Below are 19,953 nucleotides of genomic sequence, written 5' to 3'. Positions count from 1 at the left end.
TTGAAACTGCTACTCTTTTGCTAACCCCCCTGACGTTCTGGGCTCTCTTCTGTGAGGTGTTGCTATGAACAGATCGTTATCTCTCATCCCTGTTCTCTCTTTCATTTTTCTGATGCTGTTCTCGGTTTTTGCCGATGCGACCCAACAGGCGCAGGAACGGCGCGTGGCGCGTGATGTAAGGCAGGAAACCCGCGACGCGTCACGGCAGGTGAAGCAGACCTGCGTGGCGAACAATAACCAGAGTAATCACGACTGCCGCCAGGATAAACGTCAGATGAAACAGGCCGGACGGCAAAAAGCGCGGGATATTAAGTATTAACATAACAGGTGAGGCGTCATGCAAGCGTATTTCTTGTCGCCTTTTGAAAAACGTAACTCAATGTTTTTTAAATATTAAGTTATTCGCTTGTAACAATATAATGAATTATTTTCTTGATAACGGAAAAAATTCAATTTATTAAAAACCGTATTATTTTATTTGCTGCCCTGGCAGGTTTTGCCGGGGTCAATACAGCGATGGCCCAGAGCGTCACGGTCGATGTCCCTGCCGGGTATAAGGTCGTGATTGTTCCGCAGTCAGCCACGGTTCCTGAGATGGTAAGCGTTGCGCCTGCACAAACAGCATATGCAGCCCCTGCACCGGTCTATCATCCGCGTGCACGCCATGTTGCGAGCGTGGCGGAAGGTATGGTGATTGAGTATCAGTATGACGATCGCCATTGATGCGATTTTGCGTGACGTCTCAGTATCCGCCTTCCGGCAGAACGCGCTAAGGCCACGCTGCGCGGCCTTAGCGCGTCGCACTCAGGAATGCGGCAGCAGGTTAAGCGCCTGCTTAACCGCCGCCTGCAAACGTGATTCCGAAACACCGTCCCGGGCCTGTACCGACAAACCGTGTAAAAAGACGGCGAAATAGTCTCCCAGACTCTCTGCATCGGTCGTATCCGGCAGTTCACCGTTTTGCACTGCCTGATGGAGACGGTCGATGATCTGCTGTGTACGCTGCAGGCGATGCTGCGCCAGCCAGTTTTTGATCGTCTCATTTTCTGCGCTGACGCTGGCTGCAGAGGCCACCACCATACATCCTTGCGGCAAATCCGGATGGCAGTACAGGTGAACCGCATCCATTAACAGCGTCTGGAGGGTATCCCGCACTGTGCCCCCAGCGGCTAAGGCCCGATCCGCAAAACTGCCTTCCTGATTTTCGTAATCAGCGATAGCTTCCCGAAAGAGTTGTTCTTTTGAACCAAACGCCTTGTAAATCCGTGCCGACGCGATCCCCAGCTCTGCCACCAGATCTGACATCGACGTTCCTTCATAACCCTGTCGCCAGAACAGGTTGCGCGCTTTGATAAGCGCCTGGTCACGATCGAACTGGCGCGGTCTGCCTGCCATTTTGTTGCTCCGGTTGGTCCTGAATTCTGTGCCACAGGATCGCCTAAATCATCTGGATTACCAACGAATTTATAATTTTCGCTTGCGGTTATCCGGCTTTACTCCTATTGTTTGTCAATCGACAAACAATAGGAGTATACGATGAAAACCCTTAAAGGTCCCTCTCTCCATCTTGCTCAGTTCAGCGACGATGCGGCCCCCTTTAATCATTTGCCTGCGATCGCCCGGTGGGCGGCGGAAATGGGTTTTAGCGCTCTGCAAATTCCGGCATGGGATCGCCGTCTTTTCGACGTGGCAACGGCGGCAGAAAGCCAGACCTACTGTGATGATTTGACCGGTATGCTGGCGGAGCATGGCCTGGTGGTAAGTGAACTGACCAGCCATATCTTCGGCCAACTGATGGCGGTACATCCTGCTTACGACAGCTTATGCGACAGCTTTGCACCGCCGGAAGTCCATGGCAACCCACAAGCCCGTAGCGAATGGGCACGCCAGCAGCTGCTGATGGCGGTCAAGGCCTCCGCCCGGCTTGGCCTCAGCGATCTGGGTACCTTTTCTGGCTCGCTGGCGTGGCCCTATCTTTTCCCGTTTCCGCAGCGTCCGGAAGGGTTAATTGAAACTGCTTTTGACGAGCTGGCCAGACGCTGGATGCCGGTACTCAACGCCTGTGAAGAGCAGGGCATTAACCTCTGCTATGAGATCCACCCGAGTGAAGATTTGCATGATGGGATAACGTTTGAAATGTTCTATCAGCGGGTGAAAGAACATCCCCGCTGCCGGATACTTTTCGACCCCAGCCACATGGTGCTCCAGCAGCTTAACTACTTGGAATTTATTGATATCTATAAGGACATGATCAACATGTTCCACGTCAAAGACGCTGAATTTAATCCGACCGGTCGTCAGGGTATTTATGGCGGCTATCAGTCATGGGTTGATCGTGCAGGACGTTTTCGCTCATTGGGTGACGGTCAGGTGGATTTCAGGGCCATTTTCTCGAAGCTGACCCAATACGATTATGCTGGCTGGGCAACGCTGGAGTGGGAGTGCTGTCTGAAAAACCCGCTGGACGGCGCCAGAGAAGGGGCTGCGTTCATCCGCAACCATATTATTCACATTACAGATAAAGTCTTCGATGATTTCGCCGGTGCGCCGGTTAACCTCCAGCAAATCAACGCATTACTCGGCATTCGCTAAGTCACGACATTACAGGGAGTCCCCATGGAACACCAATTTAGTGAGATCCTGCCTGCGGATCTCAGGGCAGAACACGTCTATACGAAAGTAAACGGACAGCGCATCCATTGCGTCGTGGCGGGAATAGGTCAACCAGTATTACTGATACCGGGCTGGCCGCAGACCTGGTATACCTGGCGCTATGTCATGCGCGCGCTGGCTGCGGCCGGCTTTAAGGCGATAGCGGTCGATCCTCCAGGCATGGGTGAATCAGACAAACCACGTGATGGCTATGACACCGGACGTGTCGGTGCCACGCTGCATACGTTGATGGCGCAACTGGGGCATTCACATTACAGCATAGTGGGCCATGATATCGGCATGTGGGTGGGTTATGCCATGGCGAGCGATTTTCCACAGGCGATAGAACGGCTTGTGCTGACAGAAGCGGTGATCCCTGGACTGGCACCGCCGCCACCGATTTTCGTTGCACCGGAAGAGAACATCTTTCTCTGGCACTTCATGTTCAATCAACTGGCGGATTTACCCGAGACCCTGACCAGCGGGCGCGAATCACAGTATCTCAGCTATATTTTCGATCGCTGGTCGCATCGCCGTGAACAGGTCGCTGCAGAGGTGTATATCGCCGCCTATTCGACACCCGGCGGGCTGCGCGCGGGTTTCGACTATTATCGCGCTATCCCGGAAACCATCCGGCAGAACCAGCGCCGCGCGCAAACGCCTTTAACCATGCCGGTATTAACGGTGGGGGCCGAACATGCCACGCGCGATGCACCGCTGATAACCCTGCAGGGCAATGCCCTTGATCTGCGTGGCGAGACGGTGGCTGATTGCGGGCATTTTGTTACCGAAGAGTGTCATGAGGCGTTTATCGGGCTGATCGTGCCATTTCTTTCAGAGGTTGTGCATCATGCCGCTTGATAAACATATTGCTGACTTGTTGGCTGCGTCATCGGGGGCGCCGCAGCCGACATCGTTGGCCGAACTGCGTGCCGCCACCGAAGCGGATTTGATGCGGCTACAGGGCGAGGCGGAAACCGGTGTCGCCATTCAACATTACGTTGTTATCGCAGATGATGGCTATGCTATTGGCCTTCGCCTCTATACCCCTGCAGCCTCAAACGCTGAAAGTGCGCAGCCTGCAATGCTATTTGCTCACGGCGGTGGATGGTGTCTGGGGTCGCTGTCGCTCTACGATCGACCCTGTCAGGCATTGGCTAATGCCACTGGCCGGAAAATACTCTCCGTGGATTACCGTCTGGCGCCGGAGTTCCCCTTCCCAAGGCCGTTAGAAGATGTTTATCAGGCACTGTGCTGGGTCAGTGAACAGGCCGCGCTTCTGGGCATTAATGCCACCCGTCTGGCGGTGGGCGGCGACAGTGCTGGCGGAAATCTCGCAGCAGCGACAGCGCTGCTGGCCCGGGATCGCGGCGGACCCCATATAGAGCATCAGTTGCTGCTCTACCCGGCGTTAAGTCGCGATATGTCGACCAAAAGTTATTGTGAATTTGCTGAAGGTTATTTTTTAACGCGTGATGCTATGGCGTTTTGCTGGGAAAACTATCTGGGAGACCGTCGTCATCCCTATGCCGAGCCGCTGCATATGGCCTCGCTGAGGGGGTTACCGCCAGCAACCATCCTGAGTTGTGAATATGATCCCCTGCGCGATGAGGCTGAAGCGTATGCGCGACGGCTTGAGGAGGCGGGGGTGCCTGTGCGCTGTGAACGGTTGCCGGGAATGGTGCATGCCTGCATCCATATGTCAGAGTTAACGCCAGCCGCGCGTCGGTTGTTCGAACGTGCGCGTATTTGATTCAGACTACACAAAAACCCAGCGCGATCGCTGGGTTTATTATTCATATCGGTTCACAAGGTGGCACACTGTATCAGTGCGTCGCTTCACCAATCAGCGCACCCGTGCCCGCACCAACGGCTGCACCTTTCAGCACGCTCTTGCCGGTCACCGCCGCGGCACCTGCGCCCACGGCAGCACCTACCGCACCGCCTTTACGCGCGGCTTTACCTTTGCCGCCGTTTTTGAACATAGCACCTGTGCCTGCGCCAACAACGGCGCCGCCAACGGTCGATTTCAGATCTTTGCCAGTGGCCGCGCCAATCGCCGCGCCTGCTACCGCGCCAGCTGCAGTTTTGTCGATGGCCATTCCCGAGGCGGAGAAAATGAGGGCGCTGATAACCAGCGTTGTTTTAATAAGTTTCATAACAGATCCTTTGTGACTGCTGTCGGTTGATACGTCATTTCTCACTCTCTGACGCGAGAAAAACGTCCAGATAGTGCCAGCAATACCGGTTCAACCTTTAAGCTAATCATGCCCTGGTCAAGGATCTCAGCTGCCGGGCGGGGATCCGCCCGGCAGAACATTACGCCTGACGCTTATCTTCCGTATTGGTCTCGAAGTCGCTCGCCGCATGGCGCTCGTGGAGCTGCTCGTTCAGCTCGCCGCTGGTGCGGTTAACGATACGTCCGCGCTTAACGGCATGGCGATTCGCCACGTCTTTCGCCCAGCGCTGGACGTTGGTGTACTTCTCTGCATCCAGGAACTCGGCGGCGTTGTACACGCTGCCCAGCGCCACGCAGCCGAACCACGGCCAGATTGCCATATCCGCGATGGTGTACTCCTCACCCGCCACGTAGCGACCGCGCGCCAGCTGTTTATCCAGCACGTCGAACAGGCGTTTGGCTTCCATGGTAAAGCGGTCAATGGCGTACTCAATTTTTACCGGCGCGTAGTTGTAGAAGTGACCAAAACCGCCGCCGAGGAACGGCGCCGCGCCCTGCAGCCAGAACAACCAGTTCAGGGTCTCGGTGCGTCCTGCCGGATCTTTAGGCAGGAAGTGGCCGAATTTTTCTGCCAGGTAGAGCAGGATATTGCCGGATTCAAATACGCGGGTTGGCGGGTTCGTGGAGTGGTCACGAAGCGCAGGTATTTTCGAGTTCGGGTTCACCTCAACGAAGCCGCTGGAGAACTGATCGCCCTCGCCGATGCGGATCAACCATGCGTCGTATTCCGCGCCCGTCACGCCAAGCGCCAGCAGCTCTTCGAGCATGATCGTCACTTTCTGGCCGTTCGGTGTCCCGAGAGAGTAAAGCTGCAGCGGATGGGAGCCCACGGGCAGTTCTTTCTCATGCGTTGCGCCGGAAATCGGGCGGTTAATGTTGGCGAACGCGCCGCCGCCGTTCTTTTTCCATTCCCACACTTTGGGTGGCTGATACGTGTTGTCTGACATGTTGGCCTGCCTTTTGAGTGATGTGTTGAGGCAGTGTAGCAGGAGATTTGTGAACCGTTTAACGTTGCGAGCGCAATCAATTAACCGCTATTCCTTCCGGCGCTTATATATAACAAATCCGGCATAAGCTTAATCGAAAATCGCATTTTCATAATTAATGCGTAAAACGATAAAGCTGAATATGATGCTTCAACATAAATAAAAGATGCAGTAATAAACACTTTATAAGGCAAGGAGTTAGTGAGATGCGCAAGCTTCTGTTATCGGCCGTGGTCGTTTCGCTCGCGTTAGGCCTGGCGGGCTGTGATGATGCGAAAAATAAAGAGACAAATACGGCCGCGGCGGCAAAAAGCGACGCGCCAAAAGAGGGCGGTTCGCTAATTATTGGAATTACCTCCGGCGACCCGTTAGCCGTTAATCCGCTTTATGCCAGCGACCGCACAACGTTAACCATTATGCAGGCGTTGTATGCCCCGCTGTACAGCTTTAATAACGGCAAGATTGAGTGGGGCCTGGCGGAAAGCCTCACGCCCTCCGCCGACAACCTGAGCTACACCCTGACGTTAAAACCCAACCTGAAATGGCAGGACGGACAGCCGCTGACGGCGGACGACGTGGTCTTCACCTTCAATAAGCTGCTGGATGCCAAACAGCACAGCTTCTTCCGCAGCATGTTTACCTGGGGCGGCAAGCCTGTTGAGGTAAGCAAGGTTGACGACCGCACCGTTAAGTTCACCTTACCGCAGGTCAGCGCCGCCTTTACCGGCACCCTGGTACAGATCTACCCGATCCCGCAGCACGTGTTCGCCGGCGAAGGCGACCTGGAAAAGAGCAGCAAAAACGATGCGCCGGTCGGCTCCGGGCCGTTCAAGTTTAAAGAGTACCGCGCCGGGCAGTATTACGCCCTGACCCGTTTTGACGATTACTGGAACGGCAAAGCGAAGCTTGATTCGGTGACCTACCGTTTCGCCAAAGACAGTAACGCCGCCAACCTGGCGCTGCAAAACGGTGAAATCAACCTCAAGATGGTTGACCCGCAGGACGTGAACCGCCTGAAAAATACCGGTAAGTTTGACTTCGTGGTCTATCCGGAAGGCCGCCTGGCCTATATGACGTTCAACCAGAACGTGCCGGTAATGAAGAGCAAAGAATTGCGTCAGGCCATTGCTTACGCCATCAACAAAGACGAGCTGACCCAAACCGCCTTTACCTCGCTGGACTACGCCAAACCGGCGACGTCCTTCCTGACGCCCGATACGCTTTACAAGACGGATGACGTCGAGCAATACAAATTCGACCTGCAAAAAGCCAAAGAGCTGCTTAAAGCGTCCGGCGCGCCGGACAACCTCAAGCTGCGCCTGGCGTATGTGAACACCAATAAAACCCAGGAGAGCATGGCGCTCTACATTCAGCAGGCGCTGAAGGGTATTGGGGTGAACGTGGAGCTGATGCCGCTGGACTCCAACGCCATGTCCCAGCGCAGCCTCGATATGAACAACACCGCGTGGGAGCTGAACCTGGGCGGCTACATCATGGGCTCAGAGCCGGACGGCTACAAATCGCTGTTCATGAGCAACGAGGCCTATAACTACGCGCACTACAAAAATCTGCAGTTTGATGCCCTGTGGGATAAAGGCGCCGTGGAAACCGACGCCGCAAAACGTGCCGATATCTACAAGCAAATTCAGCAGACCGTGGCGAACGACATGACGTACTACCCAATCGCCTATACCAATGCGACCGTCGCGGTGGACAAGCGTTTTGGCGGTACCGAGGAAGCGGAGCCGAAACCGGTCTATCTGTTCCAGGATCTGTCAAAAATCTATCAGAAATAAGTGATTGCCCCGGCCGTCGGGTCGGGGCCTTGGTAAGGGCACGTCGTGAACACACTTCTCACGCGTCGGCTGCTGCAGCTGCTGCCGATGCTGTTCTTTATTTCGCTGGTGGCGTTTTTGCTGGTCAAACTCGCGCCCGGCGATCCGGTGGCGGCGTACATTACGCCGCGTATGGCTCCGGAAGATATCGAACGTATTCGCCAGAGCCTGGGGCTGGATAAGCCGCTGGTCACGCAGTACGTCCTGTGGCTGAAAAATGTCCTGCAGGGCGATCTCGGCTATTCGCTGATCTACCACCGCCCGGTGCTGGAGATGATCGGCGAACGCATTCCGGCCACGCTGGGGCTGATGGGCGCGTCGCTGCTGCTGGCGATCGTGCTGGCGATCCCGCTGGGCCTGCTGGCGGGGGCATTCAAGCATCGCTGGCTGGATCACCTGCTTAACCTGTTCGCCTATATCGGCATCTCGGTGCCGATTTTCTGGTTCGGCATCTTGCTCATTACGGTCTTTGCCGTGCAGCTTAGCTGGTTCCCCAGCATGGGGATGCGCACCATCGGCATGGAGGATAACGCGCTGGACGTGCTGCGTCACGGCGTACTGCCGTGTATTGCCCTCACGTTCTACAACCTCTCCAGCTATGTGCGCTACATCCGTTCCAACACCATCTCGCAGCTCTCGGCCGACTACGTGCAAACCCAGCTTGCCTACGGCGCTACGCGTTCCAGCATTCTGTTTAGACACGTGCTGAAAAACGTGCTGCTGCCGGTGATCACCCTGTTCGGACTGTCGTTCGGTGAGCTGATTGTGGGGGCCTACGTGACGGAAAGCGTCTTCTCCTGGCCGGGGATGGGGCTGCTCGGGATCCAGTCGATCGCCTCGCTGGACTACCCGCTGATCATGGCGATCATCATGCTCTCGTCGATGATGCTGATCGTCGGTAACCTGATCGCCGATCTGCTTTATCGCTTCGCCGATCCACGCATTCGTACGCTGAGGTAACCCGGATGAGCAGACGCTGGCAGCAGGTTCGTCACCAGCTGCGCCGCAACCGTCCGGCGCAGTTCTCCCTGTTTGTGCTTTTTATTTTTATTGTCGCCGCGCTCTGTGCGGGGTTAAGTCCGTACGATCCGGATCGGATGGCGCTCGGCGCACGCACGTTACCGCCGGATGCCGCACACTGGTTCGGCACCGACGAGTACGGACGTGACTACTTCACCCGCGCGCTGTATGGCGGCCAGATCTCCCTGATGGTTGGTTTTCTCGCCATGCTCTTTTCCACGCTTATCGGCACGGTGGTGGGCACGGTGAGCGGCTATTTTGGCGGCTGGCTGGATAACCTGATGATGCGCACCGTGGATATCCTGATGGCCATTCCGGCCTTCTTCCTGCTGCTGGTGGTGAATGCTTACCTCAAGCCGGGCGTGGATAACATCATTCTGATCATCAGCCTGCTGACGTGGATGAACATGTCGCGGCTGGTGCGTGCCGAAACCCTATCGGTGAAAGAGCGCGAGTACGTGCTTTATGCCCGCGCGTCGGGGGAAAACCCGCTGCGTATTATCGTGCGCCACATTATTCCCGGCGTGCTGCCGACCATTATCGTTGCCGCCACGCTCAATATCGCCTCGGCCATTCTGATGGAGTCGACGCTCAGCTTCTTAGGGCTGGGCGTACAGGCACCGGCGGCGTCGTGGGGAAGCATGCTCAATAACGCCCAGTCTTATATTGGCGAAGCGTCGTGGCTGGCGATCTTCCCCGGCATCCTGATCCTGCTGACGGTGTTCAGCTTTAACGTGCTCGGCGATGTCTTCCGTACCGCCTTTGAGCCGGGAGCGAATCGCGATGAGTAGCTTATTAGCGCTTGAGAACCTGCAAACTACCTTCCGCACCCGCGAGGGCGAGGTTCACGCGGTGCGCGGCGTAAGCTTTCAGGTGCAGCCGGGAGAACTTGTCGGCATTGTTGGCGAGTCGGGCTGCGGAAAAAGCGTCACCTGTAAGTCGATTATCCAGCTTCTGGGGAGCAACGGACGGATAACCGGCGGCAGCATTCGCTTCCAGAATGACGATCTGGCGCAGAAAACCCCTGCGCAGATGCGCGCCATTCGCGGCAATGAGATCGCGATGATTTTCCAGGATCCGATGACCGCCCTGAACCCGGTGCTGACCATCGGCAAGCAGATGTCTGAGATCCTGATGCGCAATAAAGGACTCACCAAAAGAGCGGCCAAAGCGGCGGCGATCGCCATGCTGGAACAGGTGGGGATTGCCGAGGCGGAACGCCGATACGACCAGTATCCTCACGAGTTCAGCGGCGGGATGCGCCAGCGGGTGATGATCGCCATTGCGCTCTCCTGTAACCCGAAGCTGCTTATTGCCGATGAGCCGACCACCGCGCTGGACGTCACCATTCAGGCGCAGATCCTGCGTTTGCTGAAAAGCCTGCAGCAGCAGACCCAAACCGCGATTCTGCTGATCACCCACGATCTCGGCGTGGTGGCGCAGGTCTGCAGCCGCGTAGTGGTGATGTACGGCGGGCTGGTGATGGAGGAGGGCAGCGTAGAGGACATTTTTTATCGCCCCGCGCATCCTTACACCCAGGGGCTGCTGACCTCGCTGCCGCGCCCGGATGAGGTGAATCAACGTCTATCGCCTATTGAAGGTTCGCCGCCCGGCCTGCTTAACCCGCCGCCGGGCTGCCCGTTCGCCGAACGCTGCCCAAAACGCATGCCCCAGTGTGAACGGCAGCCCGCGTTTTACACCGCCGGAGAGGGCCATCGCGCCGCCTGCTGGCTATGGGCCGATAAGGAGACTCATGCATGAGTGAACAACAGGCACCATTAGTGAGCGTGCGCGATCTGCGCAAGCACTATCAGCTTAACGGCGGTCTGCTGCGTAAAGGCGCGGCCGTGAAGGCGGTTGATGGCGTGAGCTTTGATATCCAGCCCGGCGAGACGTTTGGCCTGGTGGGAGAGTCCGGCTGTGGGAAATCGACGCTCGGACGCGCCATTCTGCGCCTTTTCGATATTACCGCGGGCGAGATCCACTTCGCCGGGCAGGCGATTGCCCACGCCCGCGAAAAAGAACTCAAGCCGCTGCGCAAGCGGATGCAGGCGATTTTTCAGGATCCTTACTCCTCGCTCAACCCAGGCATGACGGTGCGACAGCTGGTGGCCGAGCCGATGCAGATCCACGGCTACAGCCGTGAAGAACAGCGGGAACGGACGGAAACGCTGCTCTACAAAGTGGGGCTGAAGCAGGAACACCTTGAACGGTTCCCGCATGAGTTCAGCGGCGGGCAGCGTCAGCGCATCAGTATTGCCCGCGCGTTGTCCGTGCGTCCTGAATTTGTGCTGTGCGATGAGCCGCTCTCGGCGCTGGACGTTTCGGTGCAGGCGCAGGTGGTGAATATTCTGCAGGATCTGCAGCAGGAGCTGGGGCTAACCTATCTGTTTATCGCCCACGATCTCTCCATGGTGCGCCATATCTCCAGCCGCATTGGGGTGATGTATCTCGGTAAGCTGGTGGAGGTGGCCCCGGCGAATGAGCTGTATCAGCGTCCGGCGCACCCTTATACCCGCGCGCTGCTGGCGGCGGTTCCCCAGCCCGATCCGCGGATTCGCAACCTTGAAGACGCGACCCTGCGCGGTGAAATGCCCGGCCCTACGTCCGCGCTGCCGGGCTGTAAGTTTTGCAGCCGATGCCCGCACGCCATGCCGGTTTGCCAGACGCAGGAGCCTGCGATGCAGGAGATCGCGCCAGGGCATTTCGCGGCGTGCTGGCTGTTTAACATGTAGTTAATGCACCGCGCAGGTGTATGATAAATGTCCCTCTGTCAGGTTAATTACAACGTGCAGACGACGACAAACCTTAAAAAATTGCCGCCTGCCTGTTTTAGGTTGGATACATGCGTAAAGGAAATTTAAGCAGTGATGCGCCATTCGGGACATTGTTAGGCTATGCGCCCGGTGGCGTGGCGATTTACTCTTCAAATTACGGCAGTCTGGACCCGCGAAAATACCCGGAAGACGCGGATTTTCGCAGCTACATCGGCAACGAATACATGGGCCACAAGTGGCAGTGCGTTGAGTTTGCCCGCCGTTTCCTGTTCCTCAACTATGGCTTCGTGTTTACCGACGTCGGCATGGCGTGGGAAATATTCTCCCTGCGCTTTTTGCGGCAGGTGGTAAACGATAACATTCTGCCCCTTCAGGCCTTTGCCAACGGTTCAAAACGCGCGCCGCGCGCCGGAGCGCTGCTGATCTGGCAAAAGGGCGGCGAGTTTCACGAGACCGGCCACGTGGCGGTGATCACCCAGCTTCTGGACGATAGGGTGCGTATTGCGGAGCAGAACGTGATTCACTCCCCGCTGCCGCTCGGGCAGCAGTGGACGCGCGAGCTGCGCCTGAGCGTGGAGAACGGGTGTTACACCCTCCACGACACCTTCAGCGACACGGAAATTCTCGGCTGGATGATCCAGACCGAGGATACGGAACACAGTATTCCCCAGCCGGAAATCGACGGCGAACTGCTGAAAATCAGCGGCGCGCGGCTGAAAAACAAACGTCAGTTCGACGGCAAGTGGCTTAACGAAAATGACGCGCTGCAGCAGGCGTATGTTCGCGCCAACGGCCACGTGATCAACAAAGATCCCTGCCAGTACTTCACCATTACCGAAAGCGCCGAGCAGGAGCTGATCAAGGCTACCAACGAACTGCACCTGATGTACCTGCACGCCACGGACAAGGTGCTGAAAGACGACAGCCTGCTGGCGCTTTTCGACATCCCGAAAATCCTCTGGCCGCGCCTGCGCCTCTCCTGGCAGTGGCGTCGTCACCATATGATCACCGGTCGTATGGATTTCTGCATGGATGAGCGCGGCATCAAGGTCTACGAGTACAACGCCGACTCCGCCTCCTGCCATACCGAGGGTGGGTTGATTCTCGAAGAGTGGGTGAAAAACGGCTATCGCGGCAACGGGCATAACCCGGCGGAAGGCCTGCTGGAAGAGCTGACCGGCGCCTGGAAGCACAGCCACGCGCGGCCGTTCGTCCACATCATGCAGGACAACGATGTCGAAGAGGACTATCACGCGCTCTTTATTCAGCGTTCGCTGATGCAGGCCGGGTTTGAGACCAAAATCCTCCACGGGCTGGGGGCGCTCAGCTGGGATGCCGCCGGGCAGCTGATCGACGACGAAGGTCGCCACGTCAACTGCGTGTGGAAAACCTGGGCGTGGGAAACGGCGATAGAGCAGATCCGCGAGGTCAGCGAAACCGAATATGCCGCCGTGCCGATCCGCACCGGGCATCCTGAAGGCGAAGTGCGCCTGATTGACGTTCTGCTGCGCCCGGAGGTGCTGGTCTTTGAACCGCTGTGGACCGTTATTCCAGGCAACAAGGCGATTCTTCCGGTGCTGTGGCAACTGTTCCCCAATCACCGTTACCTGCTCGACACCGATTTTGAGGTCAACGATCTGCTGAAGCAGACCGGATATGCCGTTAAGCCGATTGCCGGACGCTGCGGCAGCAATATCGATCTGATCAGCGCCCAGGACGAACTGCTGGATAAATCCAGCGGCAAGTTTGTCGACCGTAAAAACATCTACCAGCAGCTGTGGTGCCTGCCGAAGGTCGACGGCAAGTACATACAGGTCTGTACCTTTACCGTGGGCGGGAACTACGGTGGGACCTGTCTGCGCGGCGATGACTCGCTGGTGGTGAAGAAAGAGAGCGATATTGAGCCGCTGATCGTGGTTAAAGATAAGTAGCTCTTACCCGCAATAAAAACGCCCCCGCAGGGTATCCTGCGGGGGCTTTTCGTTACTGTTCTTCCTCTTCCTGCCCGTTGATCTTCAGATCGATGATGCGGCCAATCTGATCGTGGTACACCGTCAGCAGGTTGTACTGGCTCATCTCGGAGATGATCTGCGGTGAGACATTAAAGCTGCGGGCCAGCTCCTCCTCCTGCAAATAACCCGGCTGGCGCCGCCTGACGTGGGCACGGCGGCGATTGTACTGATACCACAAAATCAGCAGCCAGCCGTTGAGTGCGGCGAACAGCAGGTAGAGCAATACCGTATTAAAGGACGCAATAATCACGCCCCAGCTGTGGTCGCTCTCCTCGGTTAGCTGCATCCAGAGCCGGGCATACAGGAAAAACAGAAAGCCTCCCCACGCCACCAGCGTTAACGCGGCATCGAAAAGACGTGGCAACAGCCGATGTTCGGTCAGTATTAAGGTATTTTCGTTCATTGAAGGCTTCCTTTTCCCCGGTCCGGACTGATCCAGCGCGCGCGGGCGCGCTGGCGTTTAAGCATGACTTTTGGAAAGGCGACGAGGGTGGTGAACAGGCCGATCATCCAGTACACCATCGGGAACCAGATCACCCAGAAAAGCGAGCTGGCAACCTTCCGTTCATAGCGCCGCTCAATGTACAAACTGACGAGGAACTGCAGGAGGCACATCACGCCCAGCAGTAGCCCGGTAAACTCCGGTGGAAAGAGGCTCTCCACGGTCAGCCTGGCAGGAACAGGGGCGATATGGCTGAGAATAAATAACAGCACCGTCATGGCGTACGCGAAGGCCCACAGCGTTGACAGGGCGTACTCGATAAAAAGGGGCCACATGCGGTGATGCTCCCAGCGCACAATCCTGCGAAGGTTGACCAGAAACACCTCCGCGCCGCCCTGAGCCCAGCGCAAACGCTGTTTCCACAGGCCCTTGAGCGTCTCCGGCATCAGGATCCAGCACAACGCCCGCGGCTCGAAAAAGATATCCCAGTGGCGCAGCTGGAGCTTCCAGCTGATGTCGATGTCTTCGGTGATCATGTCCGGGCTCCAGTACCCGACGTCCGCCAGCGCCTGTCGGCGAAAGGCGGCGATGACGCCCGAGACGGTAAAGACCCGGCCATAGATCCGCTGCGTCCGCTTGATGAGCCCGATAATCGATGAGAACTCGCCCACCTGAATGCGGCCGATCAGCGTGGAGCGCGTGCGAATACGCGGGTTCCCGGTGACCGCCCCGACGTGGGGATACTGAATCAGCGGTGCTACCAGATACGCTGCCGTATCGCGATCGAGCAGGGCGTCACCGTCAATGCAGACCAGCAGATCTCCCCGTGCCGCCGCTGCCCCGGCTTTGAGCGCCAGCGCTTTCCCCTGATTTTCCGCGAGATTAATCACCCGCAGGCGCGGCTGTTCCAGCGCCAGCGCCTGCAGCACCTGCGCCGTGTTGTCAGACGAGCCGTCGTTGATGGCGATAACCTCGATATTTTCATACCGCTGCTCCAGCGCGGCGCTAATCGTCTCCCGGGCATTTCGTTCCTCGTTGAAGCAGGGGATCAGAATGGAAATGAGCGGCTCACCGGCGAGCGTCGGGGCGGGCGTGTCTTTATCCCACGACCAGTGGCGTTCAAGCTGAAACCAGAAATAGAGCCCGCCGGTTATCCAGAGTACGGACATGAACAGCGGCCAGAAGAACACAAAATCCAGAATCAGCTCGCCGGTAAAGAGGGCGGCCACGCCTAATGGCAACCCGAATACCAGACATAAAATAGAAAAGGCGATAATGCGATCAGTCATTGTCAGGGTACCAGTACGAAGAAAATACAGGCCTGATGCGTGAGATATCAGGTTGGTTGTTGATGAAATCATCGGGGTAGTAACCGTAGTTTTTGACGCCGTTCAGCTGGAGCACGCGCATCCACTGCGCAAGCTGGCTATCAGAAACGGCGCGCTGCGGTTTCTTATCCCAGTCCCTGGCCTGCAGCTCAAAAATGGTTTTATCGAGCGCGCCGGGACGTGTGGCGACCGCTTTAACCAGACGCGCCAGCCAGGCATCGCTCTCGTCTGCCGGAATTGACTCCATCAGCGGCATGGCCATCGGCACCGTCCAGTCATACTCCGCCAGAAAATCGTCAAGATTCTGCGCGAACCACGCCTCGCTTTCGGGCTGCAGAATGGGTAGGGCGAACATGTTGCGCGCGGTTTTTATCTGCGGGCCACGGATATGCTTCACCGCCAGGCTCAGGGCATGGGTAAACCCGATAAGCGTCTGGCTTTTCTGACGTGTTGTGCTCTGAGCGCCATCGTCCACGTCCGTCAGCACCGCATCGTCATGGAACAAAATCCCGTTGAAGCTGGCATAGCGGGCCAGATCTTCGTAGATGTCCGTTACCTGCTGGCGCACCTGCGGGTCCCACGGGGAGAGCCGGATATAGGGCTCGGTGGCTTCGCGCAGCTGGCCGGTTTGACGATCCCGGCGCTGCACGCGCGGCAGGGCAGGATCGAGAGCGAACGAGAGCACCGGCATCCACGCGAAGACTTTCACCCCCGCGCGAGTTTGCAGCTGCCAGGAGACAAAATTAAAGAGATCGGCCCGGACCGGCAGACGACGGTTGGGGAAATAGAGCGCCTTAATCCTGCCGTCGCCCTGCGGGTCGGCAAACGCCTGCAGAAAAACATGGCTGATTTTCATGTCGTAGACCCGCTGGATCAGCCTGTTGATGTTTTGGGTCTGCTGGGCCGGATCGGGATCGTAAACGTAGTCGAGATCGACGTGCATGACGCGAACGGGATCGTGCTCCTGAACCTGGCTTACCGTACTGGCAAACGCCTTGAGCGAGGGATTGCCAGCGATCAGCAGACGAGGGATGTTCCCCAGCTCCTGCACGTTCCCCAGCCCGTCTTCAAGGGTAAAGGCCAGCTGATAACCCTGCTGTCTGGCGATCGCGAGCGACGTGCCGTTGGCGGCACCATAGGGCCAGACCCAGGCGCGCGGCGCTTTGCCCGTCACCTGCGTTATTTTTTCAGTCACTTTGCGAACGTCATCGCCGATCCGCTGGCTGAACTGCTGGTCGGTTTCATAGCGGCCCGTGGCTTTATCATAAAAGCGGTTGGCGATGGCAGGTTCGCGGCTGCCCTGCGGGTTGGCCGGAATGCCGTAATGCGAGGCCCAGGTGTGCGATCCGATCTCAATCAGCGGGGACCGACTGAGCTCGCGCACCATGTCCCACGTCGCGAAGCGATCGCGGGGCGTCATCAGACCGCCGAAGTTAACTTTTTGATTTGCCGGCGTATCCACCCAGCTGCCCACCGGCGCCCAGAGCGCAGGGACGTTCCACGCCTGAAGCAGCGGCCAGACGCGGGTGTAAAAGCTGCTGTAGCCGTCGTCAAAGCTGAGCAGAACGGCTTTCGGCGGCAGCGTTTTTTTCCCGTTATGGGCATCCAGAATGTCCTGCACGCTGATGATGTGATAACCGTTGTGCAGCAGCCAGCTTATCTGCTCGTTTAGCGCGCTGGTACGCACGGAGAGGTAGCGCTGATCGGCGGCATCGTCTTCTACATCGTGGTAGGCCAGCACCAGAAACTGGTTCTGCGGCCAGGGTTTGCTCGCCTCCAGCTGTGGCCGCGCTTTGGGGGCAATAAACGAAAATGCCTGCGCGCAGACGCTCGCGCTGAGGCAGAGCCAGCCGAGGAGTATCAGGCTCGCGGAAAAACGTGTGTTAAGCATAATCATCCTTAAAAGCGTAAAGTCGCGTCTAACGTGACGGAGAGGTTGCTCTCGCGTTTGCCGTCGTAAGGGCGTTTATCCCAGTTCAGCATCACGCCGGTATCAATAACGTTGTTCCACTGAACGCGCTGTCCGTAACCCAGCAGGGCGATGGCGCCAGCGGACTGATTTTTCTGCCAGTAGCTGCCGCCTCCCGCCACGAACTGCTGGCTCCAGAGGGTGTCGTAATGGCGGTACATCTCATGGTCAACGGCCAGGGCCGCCGTCACGGAGAGATCCCGCGCCGGGTTGTAGTAGAGCGTGTCCCGCAGGCTATTTTTACTGGCGGCGATCCCCGGTTCGAGATCCAGCGTCAGTGACGGGGTCTGCCAGAGACGCTCCTTGCCCGTGAGGGTGTATTCCTGGCGGCGGTTATGATCCGAGAAGCGGCTGAGGGCGGCGCTGAACTGGTACTCACGACGCTCGTTTTGATACCAGCGCACGCCGCCTTCCCCCCGGTTGGCGTTGATCCCGTTGCGTAACGCCCGCAGGGGCGTGGTGTGCGACAGGCGCTCAAGGCTGCCGCTGACCTGCCAGCTATCGGTGACAAAGTACGTTGTTGAGAGGCGAGCGCCCGGCTTGTTCGCCCCGTGATAGCGGTTGCTGGAGAGTTCGGCTTCGAGCTGGAGGTTGCGTGGCCGCCATTTGACGCCGCCCAACAGGTGACGGCTGGAGCCTTTGCCTTCATCGAAATTACCTTCGGCATAGCGGGTGCCGGCAAACAGCCGCCAGCTATCCGCCACGGGTGGGCCATAGAGCGTGGCGTCCCAGTTGAGGTCGTGCGTCCCGCTGACGGGGTTATCGGAGTGCAAACCCTTGCTCGCGTTGAGGCGCAGCTCGGACATATGGTGGACGGTGCGGAGCCTGTCCAGACGCCTTGCGCTGCGATCGCGCGGCGCGCGGGCGACTACGTCGTCGGCCAGTAAATCCATCTGCCGCCATTCCTGCAGATCCATGGCGACGTAAGCCTGCTGCTGCTCAAGTTCGAGATTCGAGGGCTCCAGCGCCTCCGCCATTTTCAGCGTTTGCTCGGCCGCGCGCGGCAGGCCTCGCGTCTGAAGCAGCGTGGCGTAGTCAATCTGCAATCCCTGATTGCCCGGCGCGGTTGTCGCCAGACGTCGCGCCAGCTTTTCGGCTTCCGGCAGGGCATTAGTCGCCAGCAAATAGTTAAAACGGAGCGACTGCCCGGTAAGCCACCGATCGTTCGGCTGAGGGGTAGGGGAACCGAAATCGTAACGGGTCCAGGGAACGTTGCGGGTCTGGCGCTCTGCATACCGGCGGGCGGACGGATACTCTCCCGTATCCAGCCAGGCGTAGAAAAGCGCGTGCTCTTCGTCCTGCGGATCGGAAGCGTATTGCGGATAGCGCTGCAGAAGCGCGAAGGCGGCCGCGGTATTTTTCTCCTGGAGGTAGGACGAGATCACCCAGCCGATTGCCCAGCCCGGCACCGGATGCCGGGCTGCCGTCAGATCCTGATATTCGCTGATGACCCGCGGGTAATCGGCATGAGCGTAGAGCGCGCCGAGCCGGTCGATACGCGCAAGGACGACGTCTTCCGCCGCCTGCGGCTCGCTTTGCCAGCGAGACAGCAGTGCGTCGTAACGATTCAGTGCGGATTGCGCAAGCTGCAGGCGCTCCTTTTCTGTTCTGCCAGGCACATCTGCAAGGCGAACGCTTTCGGCTGCGGCATTCAGCTCTAGACGACGACGCTCCGCTGGGGACAGCGCCACCTTTTTTGAAAGCTGGAGAGCGGGAGTATTGACCCGGTTATCCGTTAGCGCGTCGATCAGCTCGCGAAGAAGCGCGTGATTTTCTGGCGCGATATTCAGCGCGCGCGTGTCTGCTAAAAGCCGATCCCAGCTTTTTCCCTGGCGTAACCAGACATACCCCAGCGTCTGAAGATGCGCCTGAGAGGGATCCTCCGCCACCAGCTGTCGGGCTTCCTTGAGGGCAAGCGTATCTTTACGGGCATCGGCCAGGGTTTTGATATAGCCGATACGATAATCGTCGTTATCCGGCGCAAGGCTCAGCGCTTCTTTCCAGAGCGCCAGAGCTGGCTGCCACGCTTTCTGATTTCTCCTGGCCTGTGCGACAGCCGCAACGCCACGGGCGGGCAGCGGCATATAAATGCTGTAGCGCTGCCAGACCTGAATAACCTCGTCATCATGACCTGCCCAGGCCGCTACCTGTAACCAGTCCGCAACGTGTTCAGGCGTCAGGGCATGCTGCTGCTGATAACGCTGAAGATAATCGAGAAACGACGTGTAATTACCGTTACGCGCCTGTTGAATCTGTTGCTCATAAACGGATTCCGAACCCTGAACCAGAACAGGAAAGAGTAATAACAGAAACAATAATGTTGGGGTGCGATAAAAGAATAATGTACTTAAGCGAAGCGATCTTTCCATATCTATTTGCCATTTGTTTATCATGAATCCATTACATAACACGGCCGCCTTTTAACTCTGCGTTAAAGGCCATAAATGGGAACATTAAATCTGAATGCAGTAACGTTATGGGGTACTTACTTAAAGGTAATTATGTAACCTCATCTCAGTGGTCTGGATGGGAGGTAATGTACACCTGATATGTTGCCGGATAAATATGCTGAAAAGCTGCTGTGTAGTTTTGAGATAATTCTGTAATAGGCGTGTTTTTGTGTTTATTTTGAATTGACTAATTAATTATAACTAATTGAAATAATTGCATTTTATTTTTATTGTGACAGTTTT

The 19,953-nt window shown here is 57.2% G+C and carries 18 protein-coding genes; 11 read left to right on the top strand and 7 right to left on the bottom strand.

All coding sequences use genetic code 11. The annotated features are described in order from the left end of the window. Positions 1-64: 64 nt before the first annotated feature. Complete coding sequence (locus KGP22_RS18985) at positions 65-319, top strand: hypothetical protein (RefSeq protein WP_111963266.1); 255 nt, start codon at positions 65-67, stop codon at positions 317-319. A gap of 137 nt (positions 320-456) precedes the next feature. Then, the gene (locus KGP22_RS18980) at positions 457-723 is read left to right on the top strand and encodes a hypothetical protein (protein WP_111963344.1); all 267 of its coding nucleotides are present in this window, start codon (positions 457-459) and stop codon (positions 721-723) included. A gap of 81 nt (positions 724-804) precedes the next feature. Here KGP22_RS18980 and KGP22_RS18975 read toward each other — a convergent pair whose 3' ends face one another. After that, positions 805-1,395, bottom strand: coding sequence for a TetR/AcrR family transcriptional regulator (locus KGP22_RS18975; RefSeq protein WP_111963265.1), 591 nt, complete (start codon positions 1,393-1,395; stop codon positions 805-807). Between the two features lie 141 nt (positions 1,396-1,536). Here KGP22_RS18975 and KGP22_RS18970 point away from each other — a divergent pair, with 141 nt between their 5' ends. Genes KGP22_RS18970 through KGP22_RS18960 form a run of 3 tightly spaced genes read left to right on the top strand, consistent with a single transcriptional unit; the run spans position 1,537 to position 4,405 of the window. After that, a complete protein-coding gene (locus KGP22_RS18970) occupies positions 1,537-2,592 on the top strand; it encodes a sugar phosphate isomerase/epimerase family protein (RefSeq protein ID WP_111963264.1) in 1,056 nt (351 codons plus the stop codon). A 24-nt stretch (positions 2,593-2,616) separates the two neighbouring features. Next, entirely contained in the window at positions 2,617-3,513 is an 897-nt protein-coding gene (locus tag KGP22_RS18965) for an alpha/beta hydrolase (protein WP_223580503.1), read from the top strand. Continuing rightward, positions 3,503-4,405 carry an alpha/beta hydrolase gene (locus tag KGP22_RS18960; protein WP_223580501.1) on the top strand — a complete coding sequence of 301 codons (903 nt, stop codon included), beginning with the start codon at positions 3,503-3,505 and terminating at the stop codon, positions 4,403-4,405. The genes KGP22_RS18965 and KGP22_RS18960 overlap by 11 nt, the downstream gene beginning before the upstream one ends. Before the next feature lie 73 nt (positions 4,406-4,478). Here KGP22_RS18960 and KGP22_RS18955 read toward each other — a convergent pair whose 3' ends face one another. Continuing rightward, positions 4,479-4,811 carry a glycine zipper family protein gene (locus tag KGP22_RS18955; protein ID WP_133295139.1) on the bottom strand — a complete coding sequence of 111 codons (333 nt, stop codon included), beginning with the start codon at positions 4,809-4,811 and terminating at the stop codon, positions 4,479-4,481. A gap of 160 nt (positions 4,812-4,971) precedes the next feature. Beyond that, entirely contained in the window at positions 4,972-5,838 is an 867-nt protein-coding gene (gene yghU, locus KGP22_RS18950; protein ID WP_111963261.1) for a glutathione-dependent disulfide-bond oxidoreductase, read from the bottom strand. Positions 5,839-6,083: 245 nt separating this feature from the next. Between yghU and KGP22_RS18945 the strand changes: the two genes are divergently transcribed. The 6 genes from KGP22_RS18945 (at position 6,084) to gss (ending at position 13,440) form a co-directional block, all read left to right on the top strand. Continuing rightward, the gene (locus KGP22_RS18945; RefSeq protein ID WP_223580498.1) at positions 6,084-7,673 is read left to right on the top strand and encodes an ABC transporter substrate-binding protein; all 1,590 of its coding nucleotides are present in this window, start codon (positions 6,084-6,086) and stop codon (positions 7,671-7,673) included. 45 nt (positions 7,674-7,718) lie between these two features. Continuing rightward, entirely contained in the window at positions 7,719-8,672 is a 954-nt protein-coding gene (locus KGP22_RS18940) for an ABC transporter permease (RefSeq protein WP_149367632.1), read from the top strand. Between the two features lie 5 nt (positions 8,673-8,677). Continuing rightward, positions 8,678-9,523 (top strand): ABC transporter permease, encoded by an 846-nt coding sequence (locus tag KGP22_RS18935; protein ID WP_223580496.1) that lies wholly within the window; start codon positions 8,678-8,680, stop codon positions 9,521-9,523. Then, the gene (locus tag KGP22_RS18930; protein WP_223580494.1) at positions 9,516-10,493 is read left to right on the top strand and encodes an ABC transporter ATP-binding protein; all 978 of its coding nucleotides are present in this window, start codon (positions 9,516-9,518) and stop codon (positions 10,491-10,493) included. The genes KGP22_RS18935 and KGP22_RS18930 overlap by 8 nt, the downstream gene beginning before the upstream one ends. After that, entirely contained in the window at positions 10,490-11,467 is a 978-nt protein-coding gene (locus KGP22_RS18925; RefSeq protein ID WP_223580492.1) for an ABC transporter ATP-binding protein, read from the top strand. Before KGP22_RS18930 ends, KGP22_RS18925 begins: the two co-directional genes overlap by 4 nt. Positions 11,468-11,577: 110 nt before the next feature. Continuing rightward, on the top strand, positions 11,578-13,440 hold the full coding sequence (gene gss, locus KGP22_RS18920) for a bifunctional glutathionylspermidine amidase/synthase (protein WP_111963255.1): 1,863 nt from the start codon (positions 11,578-11,580) through the stop codon (positions 13,438-13,440). A gap of 52 nt (positions 13,441-13,492) precedes the next feature. Here gss and pgaD read toward each other — a convergent pair whose 3' ends face one another. The 4 genes from pgaD to pgaA are packed head-to-tail and all read right to left on the bottom strand — an operon-like array spanning position 13,493 to position 19,629. After that, the gene (pgaD, locus tag KGP22_RS18915; RefSeq protein ID WP_111963254.1) at positions 13,493-13,924 is read right to left on the bottom strand and encodes a poly-beta-1,6-N-acetyl-D-glucosamine biosynthesis protein PgaD; all 432 of its coding nucleotides are present in this window, start codon (positions 13,922-13,924) and stop codon (positions 13,493-13,495) included. Continuing rightward, entirely contained in the window at positions 13,921-15,252 is a 1,332-nt protein-coding gene (pgaC, locus tag KGP22_RS18910) for a poly-beta-1,6-N-acetyl-D-glucosamine synthase (protein WP_223580490.1), read from the bottom strand. The genes pgaD and pgaC overlap by 4 nt, the downstream gene beginning before the upstream one ends. Further along, entirely contained in the window at positions 15,245-17,182 is a 1,938-nt protein-coding gene (pgaB, locus tag KGP22_RS18905; RefSeq protein ID WP_223580488.1) for a poly-beta-1,6-N-acetyl-D-glucosamine N-deacetylase PgaB, read from the bottom strand. The genes pgaC and pgaB overlap by 8 nt, the downstream gene beginning before the upstream one ends. 8 nt (positions 17,183-17,190) lie before the next feature. After that, a complete protein-coding gene (gene pgaA, locus KGP22_RS18900; RefSeq protein ID WP_149367637.1) occupies positions 17,191-19,629 on the bottom strand; it encodes a poly-beta-1,6 N-acetyl-D-glucosamine export porin PgaA in 2,439 nt (812 codons plus the stop codon). Positions 19,630-19,953 lie beyond the last annotated feature (324 nt).

This window comes from Enterobacter sp. JBIWA005, from assembly GCF_019968805.1.
Taxonomy (GTDB): Bacteria; Pseudomonadota; Gammaproteobacteria; order Enterobacterales; family Enterobacteriaceae; genus Enterobacter; species Enterobacter vonholyi.
This window is presented reverse-complemented; position numbering and strand designations above follow the sequence as displayed.